General features: G+C 70.2%; 14 protein-coding genes and 1 pseudogene. 6 read left to right on the top strand and 9 right to left on the bottom strand.

The annotated features are described in order from the left end of the window. Nucleotides 1–62 precede the first annotated feature (62 nt). Nucleotides 63–1,031, top strand: coding sequence for a hypothetical protein (locus tag AXE84_RS03465; protein ID WP_236750123.1), 969 nt, complete (start codon nt 63–65; stop codon nt 1,029–1,031). A gap of 72 nt (nt 1,032–1,103) precedes the next feature. On the opposite strand, the gene AXE84_RS03460 is transcribed toward AXE84_RS03465, so the two are convergent. The 3 genes from AXE84_RS03460 to AXE84_RS03450 all read right to left on the bottom strand — a co-directional run bounded on the left by AXE84_RS03460 (nt 1,104) and on the right by AXE84_RS03450 (nt 4,105). Further along, nucleotides 1,104–1,925, bottom strand: a complete 822-nt coding sequence (locus AXE84_RS03460; protein WP_060956858.1) for an alpha/beta fold hydrolase — start codon at nt 1,923–1,925, stop codon at nt 1,104–1,106. 287 nt (nt 1,926–2,212) lie between these two features. Beyond that, nucleotides 2,213–3,124, bottom strand: coding sequence for a copper homeostasis protein CutC (locus AXE84_RS03455; RefSeq protein ID WP_208854586.1), 912 nt, complete (start codon nt 3,122–3,124; stop codon nt 2,213–2,215). 66 nt (nt 3,125–3,190) lie between these two features. Then, a complete protein-coding gene (locus AXE84_RS03450) occupies nt 3,191–4,105 on the bottom strand; it encodes a cation diffusion facilitator family transporter (protein WP_060956857.1) in 915 nt (304 codons plus the stop codon). Nucleotides 4,106–4,332: 227 nt separating this feature from the next. Between AXE84_RS03450 and AXE84_RS03445 the strand changes: the two genes are divergently transcribed. After that, nucleotides 4,333–5,112 (top strand): trimeric intracellular cation channel family protein, encoded by a 780-nt coding sequence (locus AXE84_RS03445; protein ID WP_060958125.1) that lies wholly within the window; start codon nt 4,333–4,335, stop codon nt 5,110–5,112. Between the two features lie 78 nt (nt 5,113–5,190). Here AXE84_RS03445 and AXE84_RS03440 read toward each other — a convergent pair whose 3' ends face one another. From AXE84_RS03440 to AXE84_RS03415, 6 genes and pseudogenes are all read right to left on the bottom strand, one after another. After that, nucleotides 5,191–5,508 carry a hypothetical protein gene (locus tag AXE84_RS03440; RefSeq protein ID WP_060956856.1) on the bottom strand — a complete coding sequence of 106 codons (318 nt, stop codon included), beginning with the start codon at nt 5,506–5,508 and terminating at the stop codon, nt 5,191–5,193. Nucleotides 5,509–5,667: 159 nt separating this feature from the next. Continuing rightward, on the bottom strand, nt 5,668–5,979 hold the full coding sequence (locus AXE84_RS03435) for a hypothetical protein (RefSeq protein WP_060956855.1): 312 nt from the start codon (nt 5,977–5,979) through the stop codon (nt 5,668–5,670). Nucleotides 5,980–6,220: 241 nt separating this feature from the next. After that, a complete protein-coding gene (locus AXE84_RS03430; RefSeq protein WP_060956854.1) occupies nt 6,221–7,477 on the bottom strand; it encodes an App1 family protein in 1,257 nt (418 codons plus the stop codon). An 844-nt stretch (nt 7,478–8,321) separates the two neighbouring features. Next, nucleotides 8,322–9,548: a glycosyltransferase 87 family protein gene (locus AXE84_RS03425; protein ID WP_236750122.1), complete on the bottom strand. Its 1,227-nt coding sequence runs from the start codon at nt 9,546–9,548 to the stop codon at nt 8,322–8,324. 192 nt (nt 9,549–9,740) lie between these two features. Continuing rightward, nucleotides 9,741–10,993 (bottom strand): annotated as a pseudogene (locus tag AXE84_RS03420) (MFS transporter). A gap of 94 nt (nt 10,994–11,087) precedes the next feature. Then, the gene (locus AXE84_RS03415; protein ID WP_060956853.1) at nt 11,088–12,395 is read right to left on the bottom strand and encodes a hypothetical protein; all 1,308 of its coding nucleotides are present in this window, start codon (nt 12,393–12,395) and stop codon (nt 11,088–11,090) included. A gap of 413 nt (nt 12,396–12,808) precedes the next feature. On the opposite strand from AXE84_RS03415, the gene AXE84_RS03410 reads away from it, so the two are divergent. The 4 genes from AXE84_RS03410 (at nt 12,809) to AXE84_RS03395 (ending at nt 16,966) form a co-directional block, all read left to right on the top strand. Further along, nucleotides 12,809–13,675 carry a PP2C family protein-serine/threonine phosphatase gene (locus tag AXE84_RS03410; RefSeq protein ID WP_060956852.1) on the top strand — a complete coding sequence of 289 codons (867 nt, stop codon included), beginning with the start codon at nt 12,809–12,811 and terminating at the stop codon, nt 13,673–13,675. After that, nucleotides 13,672–15,069, top strand: coding sequence for a hypothetical protein (locus AXE84_RS03405; protein ID WP_060956851.1), 1,398 nt, complete (start codon nt 13,672–13,674; stop codon nt 15,067–15,069). The genes AXE84_RS03410 and AXE84_RS03405 overlap by 4 nt, the downstream gene beginning before the upstream one ends. Nucleotides 15,070–15,171: 102 nt before the next feature. Continuing rightward, a complete protein-coding gene (locus AXE84_RS03400) occupies nt 15,172–16,005 on the top strand; it encodes a hypothetical protein (RefSeq protein ID WP_060956850.1) in 834 nt (277 codons plus the stop codon). 1 nt (nt 16,006) lies between these two features. Further along, complete coding sequence (locus AXE84_RS03395; protein ID WP_081093042.1) at nt 16,007–16,966, top strand: LmeA family phospholipid-binding protein; 960 nt, start codon at nt 16,007–16,009, stop codon at nt 16,964–16,966. Nucleotides 16,967–17,059: the final 93 nt, after the last annotated feature.

Here is a 17,059-nt window from a genome sequence, read left to right as displayed (position 1 = left end):
CTGGTGACAAACTCGTTCGGGCGGTCTCCCGTGGCAACAGTGTTCATGCTGAGGTGTTCTCGTTGGCGAACGGCACTCCTGCGCTCCTGTGGGAGGAGGACTTCGAGTTCAGGACCGAGTACTACTACATCGATGTGTGGCAGGGAAAGCTCATTGAGGACAACGAGCTCGTCGACCTGAGCTCCCAGAAGCATGAGAAAGCGCCATGGAAGTCCGGCGCCAAAGTTTCCCTCAAAGGGGAGAACGCGATCTCCTGCGAAGGGGCGACCTGCACCATGTGGTCCTCCCCGAGCCAACGCGTATGGCAGGAGAAACTCCCTCTTGACGACCCCAAGGACGTCACCATCACCTCCCGTGTCGGTCACTACGCCATGGCCTGGACCTATCATGGGAAGGAGGACCGACAGAGTCTGTTCATCGACCTCAACACCGGTAAGACGAAGGCCCTCAAACAGGAGTCGGGGACCTCCCTGCCCTTCGAATTGCAGGACGGTTGGTTGTTTTACGACTCTCAGTCCACCTCCTCCGAGCAGCCCGACACGGTGACCCTCTTCGACCCCGATGGTTCGGTCAAGGAGACCTTCGAGGTGGGGGTGCCCGATGACTTCACCGACTACCCCTGGTCGCCTCAGACCCTCACCCTCGATCAGGCGCGTGCCTGGTTCAAGAACGGCGACACCTCCTGGGCGCCGTCGACCTACTCGATCAACAAGGATGACACGGAGTGCCGGTCCATCACGGTGGCGGGCCAGAGAATCGACCTCGGCGAGTACAACTCGCAGGCCTCGAAGCTCCCCGGTGGTTGCTATGGCATCACCACGCACGTGATCCACCAGTCCGGAGACGGGGAGATCGGTGTCTTCTTCGAGCACAAGAGCGACGACGAGGAAGTTCTGCACCTTATCGACATGTCCACCGGCAAGGGCCCCGAGCCGCTGCCCCTGGGGGACTGGCACGGCTACATCCCTGAAGGCGACTTCCTCATCACCTACGAGGACAACGGGGCGGTCAAGGCCTTCCGCCCGTCCTGATCCGCTCCGGCCCGCCTCGCGCTCGCCGACGGCGGTGCTGCCGCCACCCGGCGTCAGCAGCTGGACAGCCGCTCAGCGCAGGCGGCGCTGGGCCCACTCCAGGCTCAGGCGGGCGACCTCCTCCTGGGCCTGGTCCAGGGTCTCGGCATGGACATGGACCATTTGGCTGGAGTCGGGCAGCAGCGGGAAGCCCTCGGCGGTGGCCTCGGCGGTGTCGGGCAGCTCGTTGGACAGCACCCCGTGCACCATGAGCACCGGCCAGGGCAGCTCCGCCAGGGTGCGCTGCGGATCCTGCATGGAGAAGTCCGCCAGCGTCTCCTTGGACAGCACGTTCCACTCACGGGAGTTGGGGTTGTCATCCACCAGCCGCGTCAGGCCGTGCTGGGCGAGCTCATCGAGCTGCTCGGGGGAGAAGATCTCCTCCCACAGGATCGACTGCGGCCCCACGATGGCCCCCACGAGCACCGCCGTGCGCACATGCTCGGGCCTGGCCAGGAGCGCCGCCGTCGCCCCGAAACCGTTGGCGTGGATCATCTGCCGGGTGAAGCCCAGGCCGGCCAGCCAGCTGGAGGCCGCCCGCAGGTCCTCGGCCTCGCTCGCCAGCGTGATGACGTCGTCGTCGGACTCGCCCAGACCCGAGAAGTCCAGGTTGAGCGTGGCCAGACCCGCCTCACGGTAGCGGGCGCCGATCCAGTCCAGGCGCCCGCCCTGGCCGTGCCGGTCGGTGAGGAAGTCGTGGGCCAGCAGGACCACGCCCTCGGGTCGCGCCTGCGGGGGCTGGGTGTCCTCCGACGTCGTGGAAACCTCCAGATCGATGGGGGCGGCTCCGGCGGGCAGCTGGAGGGTGCCGGCCAGGGTGATCCCGCGTGGGGTATCGATACGGACGTCGTTCATGGGGTCAACCTAAGACAGAAAATAGGGGTGAGCATGGGGGAAGCATCGGTAGTTCTTCCGATTGCGCTTCGAGCGTGACGGAGGCATCGGAACCGCTGGTGGCCGCCAGGACTGTAGATAACGACGAACCGTGAGGATTCTCCGGCAACGTTGGAACCCGGACCGGGGACCAAGGGCCAAGGAGGGTGACAGGGACGCCAGGCGGGGTGGGCGCCCCGAGTCGCACAGGGCGCCCACCAGGCCCCAGACGCCGTCGGGCGGTTGCGGGGCGGGGGCGGGGGGGGGAGCTATTCGGGACGCGGCACGGCCCGGACCGTCTCCACAGCGCGGCGCACCAGGGCCTCATCGGTGCGCTGGGGTTCGTCGGGGGTCAGGCCCTCGCGGGGGCAGCGCATGTGGACCTCACGCACGCCGGTGGACTCCACCAGGTCGACCAGGCCGTCGGGGCGCACGGCCCCGGCCGCGACCACGGTCGGCCCGCCGCTGGCCACCAGCCCGGCGATCACCGAGGCGCCGTCGGCCGCGGTCTGGGCGGCCCCGCTGGTCAGGACGTAGCGCACACCGAGCCCCTCCAGGTCCCCGTAGGCCTCCACGGTGTCGCGGCACTGGTCGAAGGCCCGGTGGAAGGTGACCGGGGCGCCATTGGCCATATCGACCAGCAGGCGCACGAGGCCGCGATCAATGGTGCCGTCCTCGGTCAGGGCACCGACGACGAAGCCCAGGTCCACGGCCGGCGGCAGCGTGGTGCGCCCCCCGCCCGTGGCCTGGGGGCGGGTGAACTCGGCCATCTCCAGGGCCAGGGTGGCGATGCGCCGCACGTCGGCGATCATGGCCCGGCCCTCATCGGCGTCGTAGACGAAGGACCCGCCCCGGGGGCGGATGAGGATCCGCAGGCCGAAGGGGGCGGCGGCCTCGGGCTTGTCGGCCCAGTGGGCGCCGGCCTGGGCGCGGCGCTGCTCGACCTGCTCGGCGGCGGCGAAGATGGCGGCCTCAATGGTGCCGATCGAGGGGGTGGTGCCGGTGGCGGTGAGGTTCGCGCCCAGCTCGGCCCGGTCGGCCCCGGCTCGGGCGGAGATCCTCACGCCCTCGACATCCTCGACGCAGGTCTCCAGGACGACGTGGTCGGGGTGACGCCAGGAGGGGACGGGAGCGGTGATCGTGTGCTGGCGCAGCGACGGTGCTGAGCCGGTGAGCCTCATTGCATTCATGGGGCTGAGTCTGACATGTCCGCACGATGATGGAAACCGACTTGACCTGGGAGTTCTTCAAATGTCCTCCACATCCTCGTAGGACTTGGGGTCCTCAATGGGCTCCAGGTGCGCCGAGATGCGCAGGCTGGTGTCGGCCTCGATGAGTTCGTCGATGACCTGCTCGGTGAAGTCGTGCCCCTTCTTGACGCTCCAGGCCGCCGGAACCAGCACGTGCAGCTCCATGAAGCGCCGGTTGCCGGCCTCGCGCACCCGCACCGCGTGGAAGTCGATCATGCCCGTCTGGCGGTGGTGCGCCAGAACCTCCTCCACGCGCTGGAGCACCTCAGCGGACGGGGCGATGTCCATGAGACCGCCCACCGAGTCGCGAATGAGCGTGAAGCCGGTCCACATGATGTTGAGCCCGGCCCCCAGGGCGACGACGGCGTCGAGCACGGCCGAGCCGAAGACGGCCACCAGCGCCACCCCGACCAGGACTGCGGCGGAGGTGACGACGTCGGTGGCCAGGTGCTTGGCGTCGGCCACCAGGGTCATGGAGCGCTCGCGGCGCCCGGCCCGGTAGAGCACCCACGCCACCGCGCCGTTGAGGAGCGAGGCGATGACCGAGACCGCCAGGCCCACTCCCAGCTGCTCGGGCATCTGTGGGTCGATGAGGCGTCCGACGGCGGAGATGATGATGACGGCGGCGGCCACGAAGATCATGACGCCCTCGACGACGGCCGAGAAGTACTCGGCCTTGGAGTGCCCGAACTGGTGGTCGGCGTCGGCCGGCTTGGCCGAGATCTTCAGCACGATGAGGGCGACGACGGCGGCGATGAGGTTGACCACGGACTCGGCGGCGTCGGAGAGCAGACCCACGGAGCCGGTCAGCCAGGCTGAGGCCCCCTTGAGCGCGATCGTGGCCAGTGCGGCACCGATGGACAGCCACGCGTAGCGGCTCAGGTCCTTGGGGGGTGAGTAGCGGGAGGACACGACCCGATCATGGCGCGGGCCTCAGCGCCCTGACCACCCGAGGTTTCGTGTCGCCGCAACGCGCGGTCCGCGGCGGTCGGTGTCCGCCCCGCGCTGCGCCGTGGGCTAAGGTGCCCGGTAGCGGCGGGCTGCCGGTCCGACACCGGGATCGACGGCGGGACAGCCGCCATGACAGGAGCGAAAGGCGGGCAACCGGGGTGCTGGACCTCTCTTCCCTCACGCTTCACATGCCGGCCTCCCTGACCGACACCTTCCGGCTGCTGGACCTGTGCGGGGTCCTGCTCAATGGGATCCTGGGCGGGCTCATCGCCCGGCGTAAGAACTTCGACTTGGTGGGCTTCGTCGTCCTGGCCATGCTCACGGCCACCGCCGGCGGTATCCTGCGCGACGTCATGATCCAGGCCGGCCCGCCCTTCGCCCTGACCGACCCCTACTACCTCTACACGGCCTGCGTGGGGGCGACGGTGGCCTGGTTCGTGCCGCTGACCTCGCGGCCCACCCGTCGCCTACTCGTGGTGGCCGACGCCGTCATCCTGGGCTGCTGGGCCGCCACCGGGGCCTCGAAGGCCCTCACCCACGGGCTCGGCGTCATGCCGGCCCTCCTGCTGGGCTGCCTGACCGCCATCGGCGGCTCCATGATCCGCGACGTCGCGGTGGGGGAGACCCCGGCTGTCTTCGGGGGCAACAAGCTCTACGCGATCCCGGCGCTCATCGCCGCCGGCACCCAGGTCGTGGCCGTCAAGGCGGGGGTGGCTGACGCGCACGCCATGCTCGTGTCCACCGTGGTCGGTGCGGGCCTGTGCGTGCTCGCCTACTGGCGCTCCTGGCAGCTGCCGGTCATCTCCGATAGGGAACGGCGCCGGGCCGGACGGCGCGAGGTCAACGGCGCGCTCGTGGGCTGGCGCCGGGGGCTCATGATGGGGCCGCTCAAGGCCCCCTCCTGGCGCGGCCGCGGCGGGCGGACGGCGCAGGAGGACGCCTCCTGCCAGCAGCCCGAGCAGGGCTAGGCAGGACTAGGGGCGGTCTGCGGTGTCAGCCGGGCCGTTAGTCGGGCTCAGCCGCCTCGAGGCGGCCTCGAGCCGACCTCAGGAACTCTCGCCGACCGGGCGCACGCTGGCCTGACCGGCGTCGACGGGCTGGGACTGGGCGCCGCCCTTGTTCGAGGGCGCTCCGAAGAGCCGCTCCTTGACGGCGTCGGCGACCTTCTCGGTGACGGCCTCGCCCTGGGTGCGCACGGCCTGCTTGACGTGACTGGAGGCGGCGTCGACCCGGGTGCGCACGAAGGGCTGCTCGGCGACCTTGGAGGCCGCGGTCTTGATGCGCTCGTACTGGGCGCGCCCGGCGCGGGTCCCGAGCACGTATCCCGCGCCGAGTCCGAGGATGAAGGGGATCTTGCCGGCCATATCGTCTCCTGAGCTTGAAGGAAGCACTGCTGGGTGCGCCATCACCATACCGGCCGGGGGCCGGGGCGACTGACGTGAAGGGGGTTCGGGGCCCGCGTGATCGCCCACAGCGTCACGTGCGGGGGCGCTGCGGGGCTGGGGCGGTCCTTGCCCCTGGAATCACACGGTTTTCTCCGAGGAGTCGCCGGTGGAGGGGATCGAGCCCGCCGCGGGGTCCTGGACGCTGGTGCCGTGGGCGCTCGGCTGGGAGGCGATCAGGCCGTCCGGCGTGACGGTGGTGATGTAGGAGCGGCCGCCCAGGATGACGCCGAGCGTCACCAGCAGCCCGGTGCCCATGAGGGTGGCGACCTGCAGCACGTTGAGGTCGGCCAGGATCGCGTGGCGGCGCAACGAGGCCGCCGTCGAGGCAGCGGAGCTGGTGGGGCCGGTGGGCTCTGCCGGGCCGGTGGAGTCTGTGGAGAAGGGGGACATGTGGTTCCTCCTGGTCGCTGGGGATGGGAACGGGGGCTTCTGCCCCGGTGAACCCAGGTAACCGTCCGGGTCTGTCGTCCGTGTAGGGCGGGCCTGTGCCGTCCCTGTGAGCCGGGCAGGCTGTGCATCGATCCGCATGCTGGCGGGGATCGACGTCGGTGGAGGGGACTGCGTGAGACATGCCGCATGGGGACGCCCGCCGAGAATCGCCCCGTCTTCGGTGGTGGTCGCCGTGAGGCCGTCAGCGGCGCGGCGCGGCCTCCAGCAGCTCGCGGGGCAGGAGCCGGGCCAGCTCGTAGCCGTCGGCGCCCACGACGACGGGCACATCGGCCTCGGCCAGGGTCCGGGCCTCGGGACCGATGCCCATGGGGTGGGCGGTCAGCCCTCCGGCGAGCACCTGCTGGGTGGCGGTCAGGCGGCGGATGGCGACGGCGGCGATCCGGTCGGCGTGATGGCGGGCGGCCTCGCCGTAGATGTGGGGGTCGTGCTGGCCGTCGTCGCCGAAGAGGATCCAGGTGATCTGGGGCAGGTCGATCATGAGCCGGCGCAGCTCGGTGCGCTTGTGCTCGATGCCCGAGCGGAACCAGCCGGTGTTGGTCGGTCCCCAGTCGGTCATGAGCGCGGGCCCCGAGGGGAAGCCGTGACGGGAGAAGAAGGAGCGCAGGGTGGGGACCACGTTCCAGGCCCCGGTGGACAGGTACATCATCGGGGTGCCCGGGTGGGCGGCCTGGATGCGCGAGTAGAGCTCGGCCATCCCGGGAACGGGCTCGCGCGCCGAGGAGTACTTGACGAGCTGGTTCCAGGCGGCCACGAGTACGCGCGGGACGTGCGTGACCATGGCGGTGTCGTCGATGTCGGAGATGATGCCCAGGCGCGGCCCGTCGGGGATGATGAGGACCTTGGCGGTGACCGCGTGCGCCCCCATCGCCTCGATCCTGGCCTCGTGCCAGCCGGGCTCCAGGCCGTGGTCGCGCACGACGACGTCGATGTAGCCGCAGCGGTCGGCCCGGGTGCGCACACTGGCGCGGCCCACGTGGACCGTCACCGGCAGGAAGGCCACCGGCACCTCGATGAACAGGCGCCAGCCGCGCTGGGCGTCGAGCAGTCCGGTCATGGCGAAGCTGCGGGCCTGGGCGGCGCTGATGGGAAGAGTGTCGGGCAGGGAGCGGAACAGGGGTCCCTCGGCGGGGGCGTCCTGGGGGCGCATCACCATGCGGGCCAGGACCCGAGCCATGGGGGCGGGCCGGGTGGACGTGGCGGGTTGGGAGGAGTCGGAGGAGGCTCTGCGGGACCCTGAGGAGGGGCGGCGGGCTCCGGCCGTCCTGCGCTGGGCCGCCGTGTCCTGAGGCTGCGCCGTCGGGCCCGGCTGAGCCGGGGCACTGGTGCCGTATCCGTCGTAGGGAATGACGCGGGGGCGCCAGCCCTGACGCTTGAGGACCGGGACGGTATCGCGATGGAACCGGTCCTCGACGGCGCGGGGGATGTCGGAGAGGGGCACCCCTGGATCCTAGACGACTCAGGGGTTCCAATCGTTGCGTTCGTCAGGTGGATCGCGCGTTCGTACCCTTGAACTCTTTGTGTTGTCTCATGGCCTTTGAGAGTCTCGGATGTCATGACATCTCAAGACGCCGGTGGAGTGGGTATGCCGGACGGAGAACTGCTGCTTCGGCCTGTCGGAGCGGGCTGGCCGGGTCACTGTGGTGGCTTACGGCGTCGTCTGGATGCACTGCACGAGAGTGGGGTTCTACTGGACGAGGGTCGGGGGTACTGGGGGTAGGTGGGGCCTTCGTGCAGTACGCACAACCCTTGACCAGTAGATCCCGATCCTCGTGGAGAAGGCTGACTCGGGCCGACTCAAGGCAGAGTCGGAGTCGAACCCTGACCACCGGGCCCCAGCGCAGGTGGCGGGAAGGAGTCGGTGGAGGCGGACCTGTGACGGAGGCACCGGGCTCTGCCACCAAGAACCCCGGACTCACTCCTGCGCGGCCCGGCGTCCACAGTGCTGACACTACCGAGCCTGCCGTCGAAGTGCTTAGCGGGAATCGTTGGAATCCTGCGGTTCTTCCTAGTCGTTCAGCCCCGATTCGGGGTTAATGTCAGCGCTGTGGACACCGACACCCCGTCAGGCCTTGCCCCTAGGCCCCTCGCTTCCAGGACCACCAGCCTGCCTAAGGTTCCCGCCCGAGCGAGTGTCTTAGAAGTCATGGCACCCACATGTCTCAGAAGTGAGGAGACAGCACAGTGATGAAGCGCCGCGCGGTCGTAGGGTAGGTCGCGGGGTCGTGCCCCTAACCCTCGACAGCGCGACCTACGGTACGACCGCGAGCGCCTGTCAGCGCCTCTCAGCGGTGCAGGGCCTTGAGCCGCCGGCCGCTCACCCACCACAGGACGGCCCCGCAGCCCAGGGCCCACCAGGTGTAGCTCGAGCCGACGGCCTTGGCCCAGGCGGGCCAGTTCTGCTCCACGTGGTTCTGCTCGGGGAACCACCACTGCATCGCCAGCACGAAGACGAGGAACCCGGCGGCGCCGGCCACGCCGAGCGCGGTCGAGCGCCAGCGCCAGGTCGCCGCCGCGACCGACATGAGCACGGGCAGGCACCACACCCAGTGGTGCGACCAGGAGATGGGGGAGATGAGCAGGCCGAGCACCATGACCACGCTGATCTGAAGGGACAGGATCAGGCCGTCGTCCTGCCCGGGACCCCCGGCCGCGCCGCCGGCACCCCGCAGCCGGTCCAGCCGGCGGCACAGGAACCAGGCCGCCACCACGGCGAGCAGAGAGCATGTCGCCCAGGTGAGGTTCCAGGTGGACTCCGGCAGGCCCCGAGCGATCGCCCCCTTGAGGTTCTGATTGCCCGAGTAGTCGGCGAAACCGGCGCGCCCCGGATCCCACATGGCCGAGGTGAAGAACTCCCAGGACTCGGCGGGTGCCGCCAGGGCGGCCAGGAGCGTCAGCCCGACGGCGCTGCCCGCCATGGTGGCTGCCGCCCGCCACTCCCGGCGCGCCAGGAGCACCAGGATCGCAACTGCCGGCGTCAGCTTGATCGCGGCGGCCAGGCCGCTGAGGGCCCCGCGCCAGCGCGAGCGCTCAGGAACCAGGAACAGGTCCACGGCCACCAGCGCCATGAGAATGGCGTTGACCTGCGCGTACTCCATGGTCTTGGGGAAGGGCTCCAGGGCGATGACCCCGATGAGCGCCAGCCACGGTGCCAGGGTACGGGCCATCCGGGGTGCGACAGCCAGCCGCCTGAGAACCGCATAGGCGGTCACCGCGGCGCACAGCGGCGTGGCCGCGATCAGCAGCACGGTGGCCGACTGGTACGACATCCAGGTCAGGGGCGCGATCACCCAGGCCGCCAGGGGTGTGTAGGTGAAGGGCCACAGGTGCTGGCCGGGGTTGGCGTACCAGCTGTAGAGGTCCCCGCCGTCGAGCCACTGACGGACGGCCTCGTAGTAGACGAAGGAGTCCAGCTTGAACAGCCACTGGCCGTGCTCATCCACCATGGACCAGTAGGCGGGCACCAGCAGGGCCAGCCATCCCAGAATGGTGGCGACGGGCGCGGAGGCCACGGCGCGCGCAGCCGCCACCAGCCGCGGGGGTTGGGCAGCGGATGTCCCGCTTAGACGGTTCGGGCGTTCCTCGGGGCCGGACCCCGACGGGGAGGGAAGGGGGACGCTTTGTGGATTTCCTGCGGTGGGCATCGTGCTGAGTGTAGAAGAGCCGCCGGGGATGCCGGGAATTGAGCCGACCGCTCAGGCGGCTCAGTGACCGCCCAGCGAGCCGCTGGTCCGCGCCCGTCTGAGCGCGGGCAGCCCCAGGACACCAACCACGACGGCGCCCCAGGCGAAGGCGGCCACCGCCAGGTACCCGGCGCGCGAGCCTCCGGCGTCGGTAGCCTGCCCCGCCAGCAGGGAACCGATCGAGACCCCGATGTTGAGGGCCGTACTCACCCAGGCCAGGCCCTCGGTCAGCTGGGATGGGGCCACCGTCACCTGCACGATGTTGTTGCCGCTGGTCAGGGTGGGGGCGATGGCCAGTCCCGTCAGAAGCGCCAGGACGGACAGCACCACCAGGCTCGGTGCGAAACCGAAGGTCGAGGCCCCCACGGCAAGCCCCACCAGCCCGGCCATGAGCTGCTTCCACAACGGCCACCCCCACGTGCGCGAGCCGTAGAGGAGGGCCGCGCCGAAGGAGCCCACGCCCCACACCGCCAGGACCAGGCCCGAGGCCGACTTGTGCCCGGCCTCGGTGGCGAAGGCGACCGCGGCGACGTCGTTGGCCCCGAACAGGGCCCCCAGGATGAGGAAGACGATGGCGATGGACACCATGGCGCCGTAGCGCATCACCGGTGGGTGCACCGTGGCCTGATTCGACTGCTCGTCGGCCTCAGCGGTGCGTCGGGGCCGAGCCGGGTGCGGCGCGGGCTCGGTAGCACGCTGGCCGAGGAACCACAGCCCCCGAACAGCTGCATCACCACGCAGCACACCCAGCCCGAGGTCACCGGCAGGAACGGCGTCGTGCACAGGGCCGTGGCCAGCACCGGGCCGAGGATGAAGGCCACCTCGTCCAGGGCCGCCTCCAGGGAGAAGGCCGCGTGAATCTCCTCAGGGCGGGTGAGCATCGCCGTCCAGCGCGCCCGCACGAGCGAGCCCATGGAACCGGCCAGGCCCCCGGCCAGGGCCGACAGGGCGGCCAGGATCCCCAGGTGCGCGTGCACGGCGGCGGCGACGGCCAGCCCCACCAGGCTCAAGGACGACACGAGTACTGCGGGCAGCATGACCCGCGACTGGCCATAGCGGTCGACGCAGCGGGCCAGGATCGGAGCCCCGATGGCCATGGCCACGAAGTTCGCGGCGCTGACCAGGCCCGCGGCCGTGTAGGAGCCGTAGAGCTCCTCGACCGCCAGGATCGTGGAGATCCCCACCATGGACATGGGGAAACGGGCGATGAGCCCGGCGCTCGTGAAGGAGCGGGCACCGGGGTGGATGAGGATCGTTCGGTAGGAGGTGGCCATATCGGACGTCGTGCGCTGCTGGGAGATGAGGTGAAGAGGAATGAGGAAAGGTCGGAGCCCCGGCGGGCGGGGCTCCGACCTCGGGTAAGAGTGATCAGTTGCCGCCGTGGGTGTCGACGACGCTGTCGCGGCTGAGGATGAAGCCCTTGCCGGTGACCTGGCTCCAGCATTGCATGCCTTTATCGGTTGACTTGCAGGCGAAGGTGGAGTGCTTGGCCGAGGAACCGTAACTGAGGCTGACACCCTTGGTGGTGAAGGGCGACCCGCAGCTCTTGCTCATGTTCCCGTCAGCGTCGATCGTGACCGTCAACGGCTTCGAGGAATCACAGGAATCGACCTTGGCGTGCTCGTTGATGACGCAGGTGAGGGTGTTGTCGTTCAGGGTGCAGCTGATGTTGCCGCTGGGGGCGTCGAAGCCGGACAGCTCCTGAGCCTCTTGGGGTGCCGGTGCCTTGAGCGTGGGCGTCGCCGAAGCGCTCGGGGTGGCCGAGGCCTTGGGGGAGGCCGACTGGGGGGCCGGGGAGGCGCCGTCCTCAGCCGCAGCCTGGCCGGAGTCGGCCGGGGCCTCGGTGCCCGAGTCGGCGGCCGAGCCCTTGTCGCTGCCCCCGGAGAGGTACCAGGTCGCCAGGAAGACCAGGACGGTGGCCACCAGGAGCGCCAGGATGAGCAGGATGCGGTTGGAGGTCAGGAAGGAGGAGGGGGGCTCGGAGTCGTCGTCCTCGGTGCCGACGCCGAAGACGCCGTCGTCGCCGGTCACCGCGGGGGCCTGCTGCACGGGAGTCGGAATGACCGGGCTCTGCGCCTGAGAGACGTTCGCGGACTGCTGGAAGGTCTGCTGCAGGGCGGGCTGAACCGGCCGAGCCGGTGACTGAGATGCCATCGCCGGGGCGGGGTGGGACGTGGGGACGGAGACGGCCGGGGCACCCGCGGCCTGGAAGCCGTCAACCTGCGTGTTCGCACCGGCCGTGTTGAAGGCGCTCGGTGCGCTCTGGGCGCTCCTCGAGCTGGCGGCGGAGATCGCCGATGCCCCGGAGACCGCGGAGGCGCCGGAGACTGCGCTGCCCGGCTGGAGGGAACGGGGCAGGGTCACCTGCGTGGGCGCCTCGGAGGACCTGGCCGACGGCGTGCCCGGCTGGGCGCCGGGGGGCGAGACCACCGCCAGACGAGGCGATGACTGCGCCGACGGCGCCGACTGGGGCTGGCTGTCGCGAGAGGCCAGGGCTGCATCGACCGCGGGGTCTCCCAGGGTTCCCAGCCACTCCAGGAGGGCGGGATAGGTGCGTGGGTTGGCGGCGATGTAGGGGCGCAGGCCGGGGTAGTTCTGCGCCAGCTGGTGGAGGGTCTCCAACTCTGCATTGGGATCCTGCGCTCGCGCGACAAGCTCGTCCTTGGCCTGAGACATGCTGGGTCCTTCGAGGGTCGGGAAAACGACGTCGGTCCAGGTTGTGACCGGCACCTGGGGCCGTCGTGGGTCGGGTGTCGGGCCGCCCGTGATACCGAGTCAGGAAACGCAGTACCCTCTCGGCGGCATGTGGGTCGGTCAGCCGGCCACGCTGGAAGACTACCTGAGGACACCGCGACTCTGACTGCCTGACGGGTCACGGCCGCAGCCCGTCAGTGTCCGACAACGGCGGATTCCCGCCGGTGATGGCGTCGGAGGAGACCCGGTCGGCGGGTACTGCGGGAGCCGGCGTCGCCGGCCTCCGACTCGGTGCGAGCTCCCACATGGTGAAATCGGGGCGGTGGCGCGGTGGTTCCGGACGGGGTGCTGGGGTTTACTAGGGGAGTGCATGCGACGCAGGGGAAAGGGAGCCGATGACCGAGCACGTTCGTGCTGATGCCGATGCCATCGTGATCCGCGGTGAGGGCGGCATCAGGGCCTCGGAGGTCGTTGTCGGTGCGGCCACTGACGTGGGGCGCCTGCGGACGATCAACGAGGACGGCTACCTCGCCATCGCTCCGGCCTTCGTCGTCGTCGATGGCATGGGCGGGCACGCCGCCGGCCGTATGGCCACGCAGGTGGCCCTCGACTCCCTCTACTCGCTGGCCGGGGCCACCGTCACCGACGTCGACACGGTGGTTCGTGCGGTGGTGGTCGCGCAGGAGGCGATCATGGCGATCCCGTCCCACGCCGCCTACCTGCCCGGCGCCACGATCGCCGGCGTCATCCTGGCCTGGGTGGCCGACGAGCAGGGGGTGACGCGTCCGACCTGGGTCATCTTCAACATCGGGGACGCCCGGGTCTACCTGCTGCGCGACAACATGCTCTCCCAGGTGACCCGCGACCACTCCCGGGTCCAGATTCTTATCGAGACCGGTGAGCTCACCCCTGAGCAGGCGCGCCGTGACCCCCGCCGCAACATCGTCACCCGGGCGCTGGGCGGAGGTATCGCCGACTCCGGCGTCCCGGACCTCTACACCGTTCCGGTGGCCGCCGGGGACCGGTTCCTCATCTGCTCCGACGGGCTCAGTGATGAGCTCGACGACGAGGCCATCGCCACGGTGCTGGCGGCCGGTTGCACGGCGCAGCGCACGGCCGAGCTCCTCGTGGCCGCCTCCCTGGAGGGCGGCGGGCATGACAACACCACTGCCGTCGTCGTGGACTCCCTTCAGGTGCCGACTCCTCCGTCGGGGGCGCGCGCGTTCCACCCCGGTGACGCGAGCAGTCAGGGGGCGCAGTGACGGTCTCCCCGGTTCCCTCTGTCTCCCTGCCACGTGAGCGGGTTCCGCTGCCCGAGGGGCTGACGCGTCTGTCGGACGGCGCTTTGCGGGTCGACGGCGTTGACGGGACCGCTGTCATCAACCCGGCTGACGGCGGTGAGCCCGGTGGCGTCTCCGTGGAGACGGGCCTGCGGGTCCTGCAGGCCCTGGGTGGCACCTACCTGCCGACGGTGGGGCCGGCCGCCCCGGTGACCCCCAGTGCGTCCTCCCCGCAGGCCGCTGCGGCCTCGCCGGGTGCAGCGCTGCGGCGCTCGGAGCTGCGGTCCATGGCGTCGGAGTCCACCGGTCTCGTCCCGGCCGAGCCCAGTGACGAGACCACGCTGCTCCAACCGATCGTCCCGATCGCCCCGGCCTCCGGCTCGCCCCATGAGGCTGCCCCGGAGTTCTTGCAGGTGCCTTCTCCCGCTCCGGCCGCCTCTCCTGACGAGGCTGAGGCTCCTGCCGAGGCCGCTTCTCCCGCCCCGGCCGCCTCTCCCGCCGAGCCCGACAGTTCCGCGGACTCGGCTCCCGACCTGCTGGAGACGGGGGTCTGGGAGGACCCCGACGACCCCTTCGAGCCCCCGGAGCAGCCGCACGCGGAGACCCCTGAGACCATTGAGCCCACTGAGGCCGCCGTGGAGGACCTGGACGTCGGCGATGTGAGCCCGTTCCCGGACTACCCCGAGCCGGAGCCCGGCTCCGGGCGTCGGCGGCGCGGCGCCCACCGGGCCCCCACCGCCCCCTCGGCGAGCTCGGGCGGCAGTCCGACGGCCAACACCCCCACCGCACCGGACAACTCCAAGAGCAAGCAGCCCCAGCCCGTCCGGGAGCCCCAGCCCTTGGAGGCCCTGCCCAACACGGAGGTCGTCTCCGCCTCCGAGGCGGCGCTGATCGCGGCGCCCCCTGTACGGGCCTCGATCTGCCCCCAGGGGCACGCCAGTCCTCCCGAGCTCCGGGAGTGCCTGATCTGCTCCCAGCCCCTGACGGGAGTGTTCTCCTATGTCCGCCGGCCGGCTCTGGCCACGCTGACCCTGTCGACCGGCGCCGCCGTCGAGGTCGCCGGCGACGTCGTCATCGGACGTGCCCCCCAGGTGCAGGCCGGCGGCGATCCGCACATCGTGGCCCTGGTGGCGGTGGCCAGCCCACAGCACATGGTCTCGCGCTCCCATCTCATGCTCACGACCTCGGGGTGGAGCATTCTGGCCCAGGACCTGGGCTCGTCCAATGGCACGGTCCTGGCGCGCCCCGGTGCGACGCCGGTCCTGCTGGGGTCGGGAATGCCGACGCCGGTCTTCATGGGCGATCTCATGGATGTCGGCGACGGGGTGACGCTCCGTATCGATCCGCCGTCGTGGCTGAGGTTCCGTCGTGGCTGAGGTCACTGTCCGAGTGGTCGTGCTTCGCAGGTGCGGATCCGGGTTCTCGGCGAGACTGGACCCGGGTGCCGATCATGCACCGGGACTGTGGAAGGAGAATTCATGAGCGACCTGACATGGACGGAGATGCCGGAGGTCAGTCCTGAGCAGCCCGACGAGCTCGTCCTGGACTTCTCCGGAGAGATTTACCGGGTCGCCCCGGCCGACACCTTCGTCATCGGTCGAGGCGGAGACCTCGATATTGACGACAACCCCTACCTCCACCGCCGCTTCCTGGTCTTCGCCCACTCCGAGAACCTCTGGTGGATCGCCAACGAGGGGTCGCGGTTGTCGGCCACCCTGACCGACGGCGAGGGGCTGGTCCAGTCCCGGCTGGCCCCCGGCGCCCGCATGCCGCTGGTCTTCCCCCGGGTCATCCTCACCTTCTCCGCCGGTCCGACCACCTACGAGATCAACCTCATCACCTCCGGGGAGGACCGTTTCTCCGGGATCGACGGCGTGCGTCAGTCCTCCGGCCAGACCACCATCGGGGTGACTCCGATGACCCGCTCCCAGCTGCTGCTCGTCCTGGCGCTGTCCGAGCCGGTGCTCAAACGGGCCGGGACCGGGGCCGCCGAGATCCCCTCCTCCGCGGCGGCCGCGGCGCGCCTGGGCTGGCCGCTGACCAAGTTCAACCGCAAGCTCGACAACGTCTGCGAGAAGCTCGACCGGGTGGGGGTGCGCGGGCTGCGCGGCGGCCGCGTGGCCGGAGCCGCCTCCAACCGGCGTACTGCCCTGGTGGAGCACGCCGTGTCCACCCTCATGGTCACCGCCGAGGACCTCTACATGCTTGACGAGGAGCTGGCCGCCAACCAGGCCCCCGCAGACCAGACGGCTGAGCGCTCGGTGAGCACCGCCCCGGTGGCCCAGAGCTCGCCGTCGGCGTCGGGGCGATGACGTGACGCGAGCAGTGAGGAGTCACCGGGGCGACGCGGACTCGCCTCCAGCGAAGGCGGATGTCGCGGGCAAGGAGTTCCCCAACCGGGCGCTCCTCGACGAGGTCCTGGCGAACGATCCCGAGGAGGGCGACTTTCTCGAGGACCGGCTCGTCGAGGACTCCTCGCAGGGGAAGCTCTCAGACGGCAACCGTCCCCGTCCCGCCAGACGGCGTCACGCGCGACGGTGGCTGGCGGTCCTGGTGGTGCTCGTCGTCATCCTGAGCGCCGGGGCCGTCGGGGCGGAGTACCTCGTGCGCGGGCAGGTCGACGCCGCCGTCCGCTCCGCCCTGCCGGGGCTCAACCCGGACGCCCGCATCGCCACCAAGGGAATCCTCCTGCGTCAGGTTATCGGCGGCTCACTGGACAGCCTGAGCGTGGACTCCTCGAGCCTGACGATCACCTCCAAGAGCCAGGGAAACGCCTCGGTCACGCTCAGCGACGTCGACGTCGACCTCAGCCACATCAGCCTGCACAAGCCCTATCAGACCGACACGGTGGCGGCGTCGGGCACTATCAGCTGGCAGCAGGTGGGCGAGCTCGCCGCGGTATCGCACCCCAAGCTCAAGGGCGTCACCCTCCAGGCCAAGCGCACTGGGACCAGCGCGCAGGATCCGGGATCCATCCAGGCCTCGGTGTCCCTGCTCGGTCTGAGCGGTGAGGCGGAGATCACCCCGTCGCTGGGCTCCGACGGCAGCCTGATCCTGACCATCACCTCCACCCGGATGGGTGGGAACGATCTGGGCGTCGACGTCGCCACGGGCCAGGACAGCATGCTCAGCTATATCGGGCTGGACTCTCCGCAGATCACGGTCCCGGCGAAGTCCCTGCCGCCGGGGCTGCGCCCGACCAGCGTCATTGTCACCAGTGATGGGCTCCGGCTGAGCCTGGCCGGGAGCCGGGTGAACCTCGGCCAGCTCTGACCCCGGGGCGGCCGCCTCATGACGACCCGTCTCACATTTCCTTCAAAGCGGCGCCAATCCGGTGAAAAGTGGAGGCCCTCCGGGGCTGTGGGG

Origin of the sequence: Actinomyces oris (genome assembly GCF_001553935.1) — a bacterium.
Classification (GTDB): domain Bacteria; phylum Actinomycetota; class Actinomycetes; order Actinomycetales; family Actinomycetaceae; genus Actinomyces; species Actinomyces oris_A.
Note: the sequence above shows the minus strand (reverse complement) of the source record. Positions and strands in the feature narration are given on the sequence as shown.

Coding starts and splice junctions, on each gene's coding strand:
- AXE84_RS03460 (WP_060956858.1), bottom strand. CDS start 1,925: ATGAACGACGTCCGTATCGATACCCCACGCGGGATCACCCTGGCCGGC.
- AXE84_RS03455 (WP_208854586.1), bottom strand. CDS start 3,124: ATGAGGCTCACCGGCTCAGCACCGTCGCTGCGCCAGCACACGATCACC.
- AXE84_RS03445 (WP_060958125.1), top strand. CDS start 4,333: ATGCCGGCCTCCCTGACCGACACCTTCCGGCTGCTGGACCTGTGCGGG.
- AXE84_RS03440 (WP_060956856.1), bottom strand. CDS start 5,508: ATGGCCGGCAAGATCCCCTTCATCCTCGGACTCGGCGCGGGATACGTG.
- AXE84_RS03435 (WP_060956855.1), bottom strand. CDS start 5,979: ATGTCCCCCTTCTCCACAGACTCCACCGGCCCGGCAGAGCCCACCGGC.
- AXE84_RS03415 (WP_060956853.1), bottom strand. CDS start 12,395: ATGTCTCAGGCCAAGGACGAGCTTGTCGCGCGAGCGCAGGATCCCAAT.
- AXE84_RS03410 (WP_060956852.1), top strand. CDS start 12,809: ATGACCGAGCACGTTCGTGCTGATGCCGATGCCATCGTGATCCGCGGT.
- AXE84_RS03400 (WP_060956850.1), top strand. CDS start 15,172: ATGAGCGACCTGACATGGACGGAGATGCCGGAGGTCAGTCCTGAGCAG.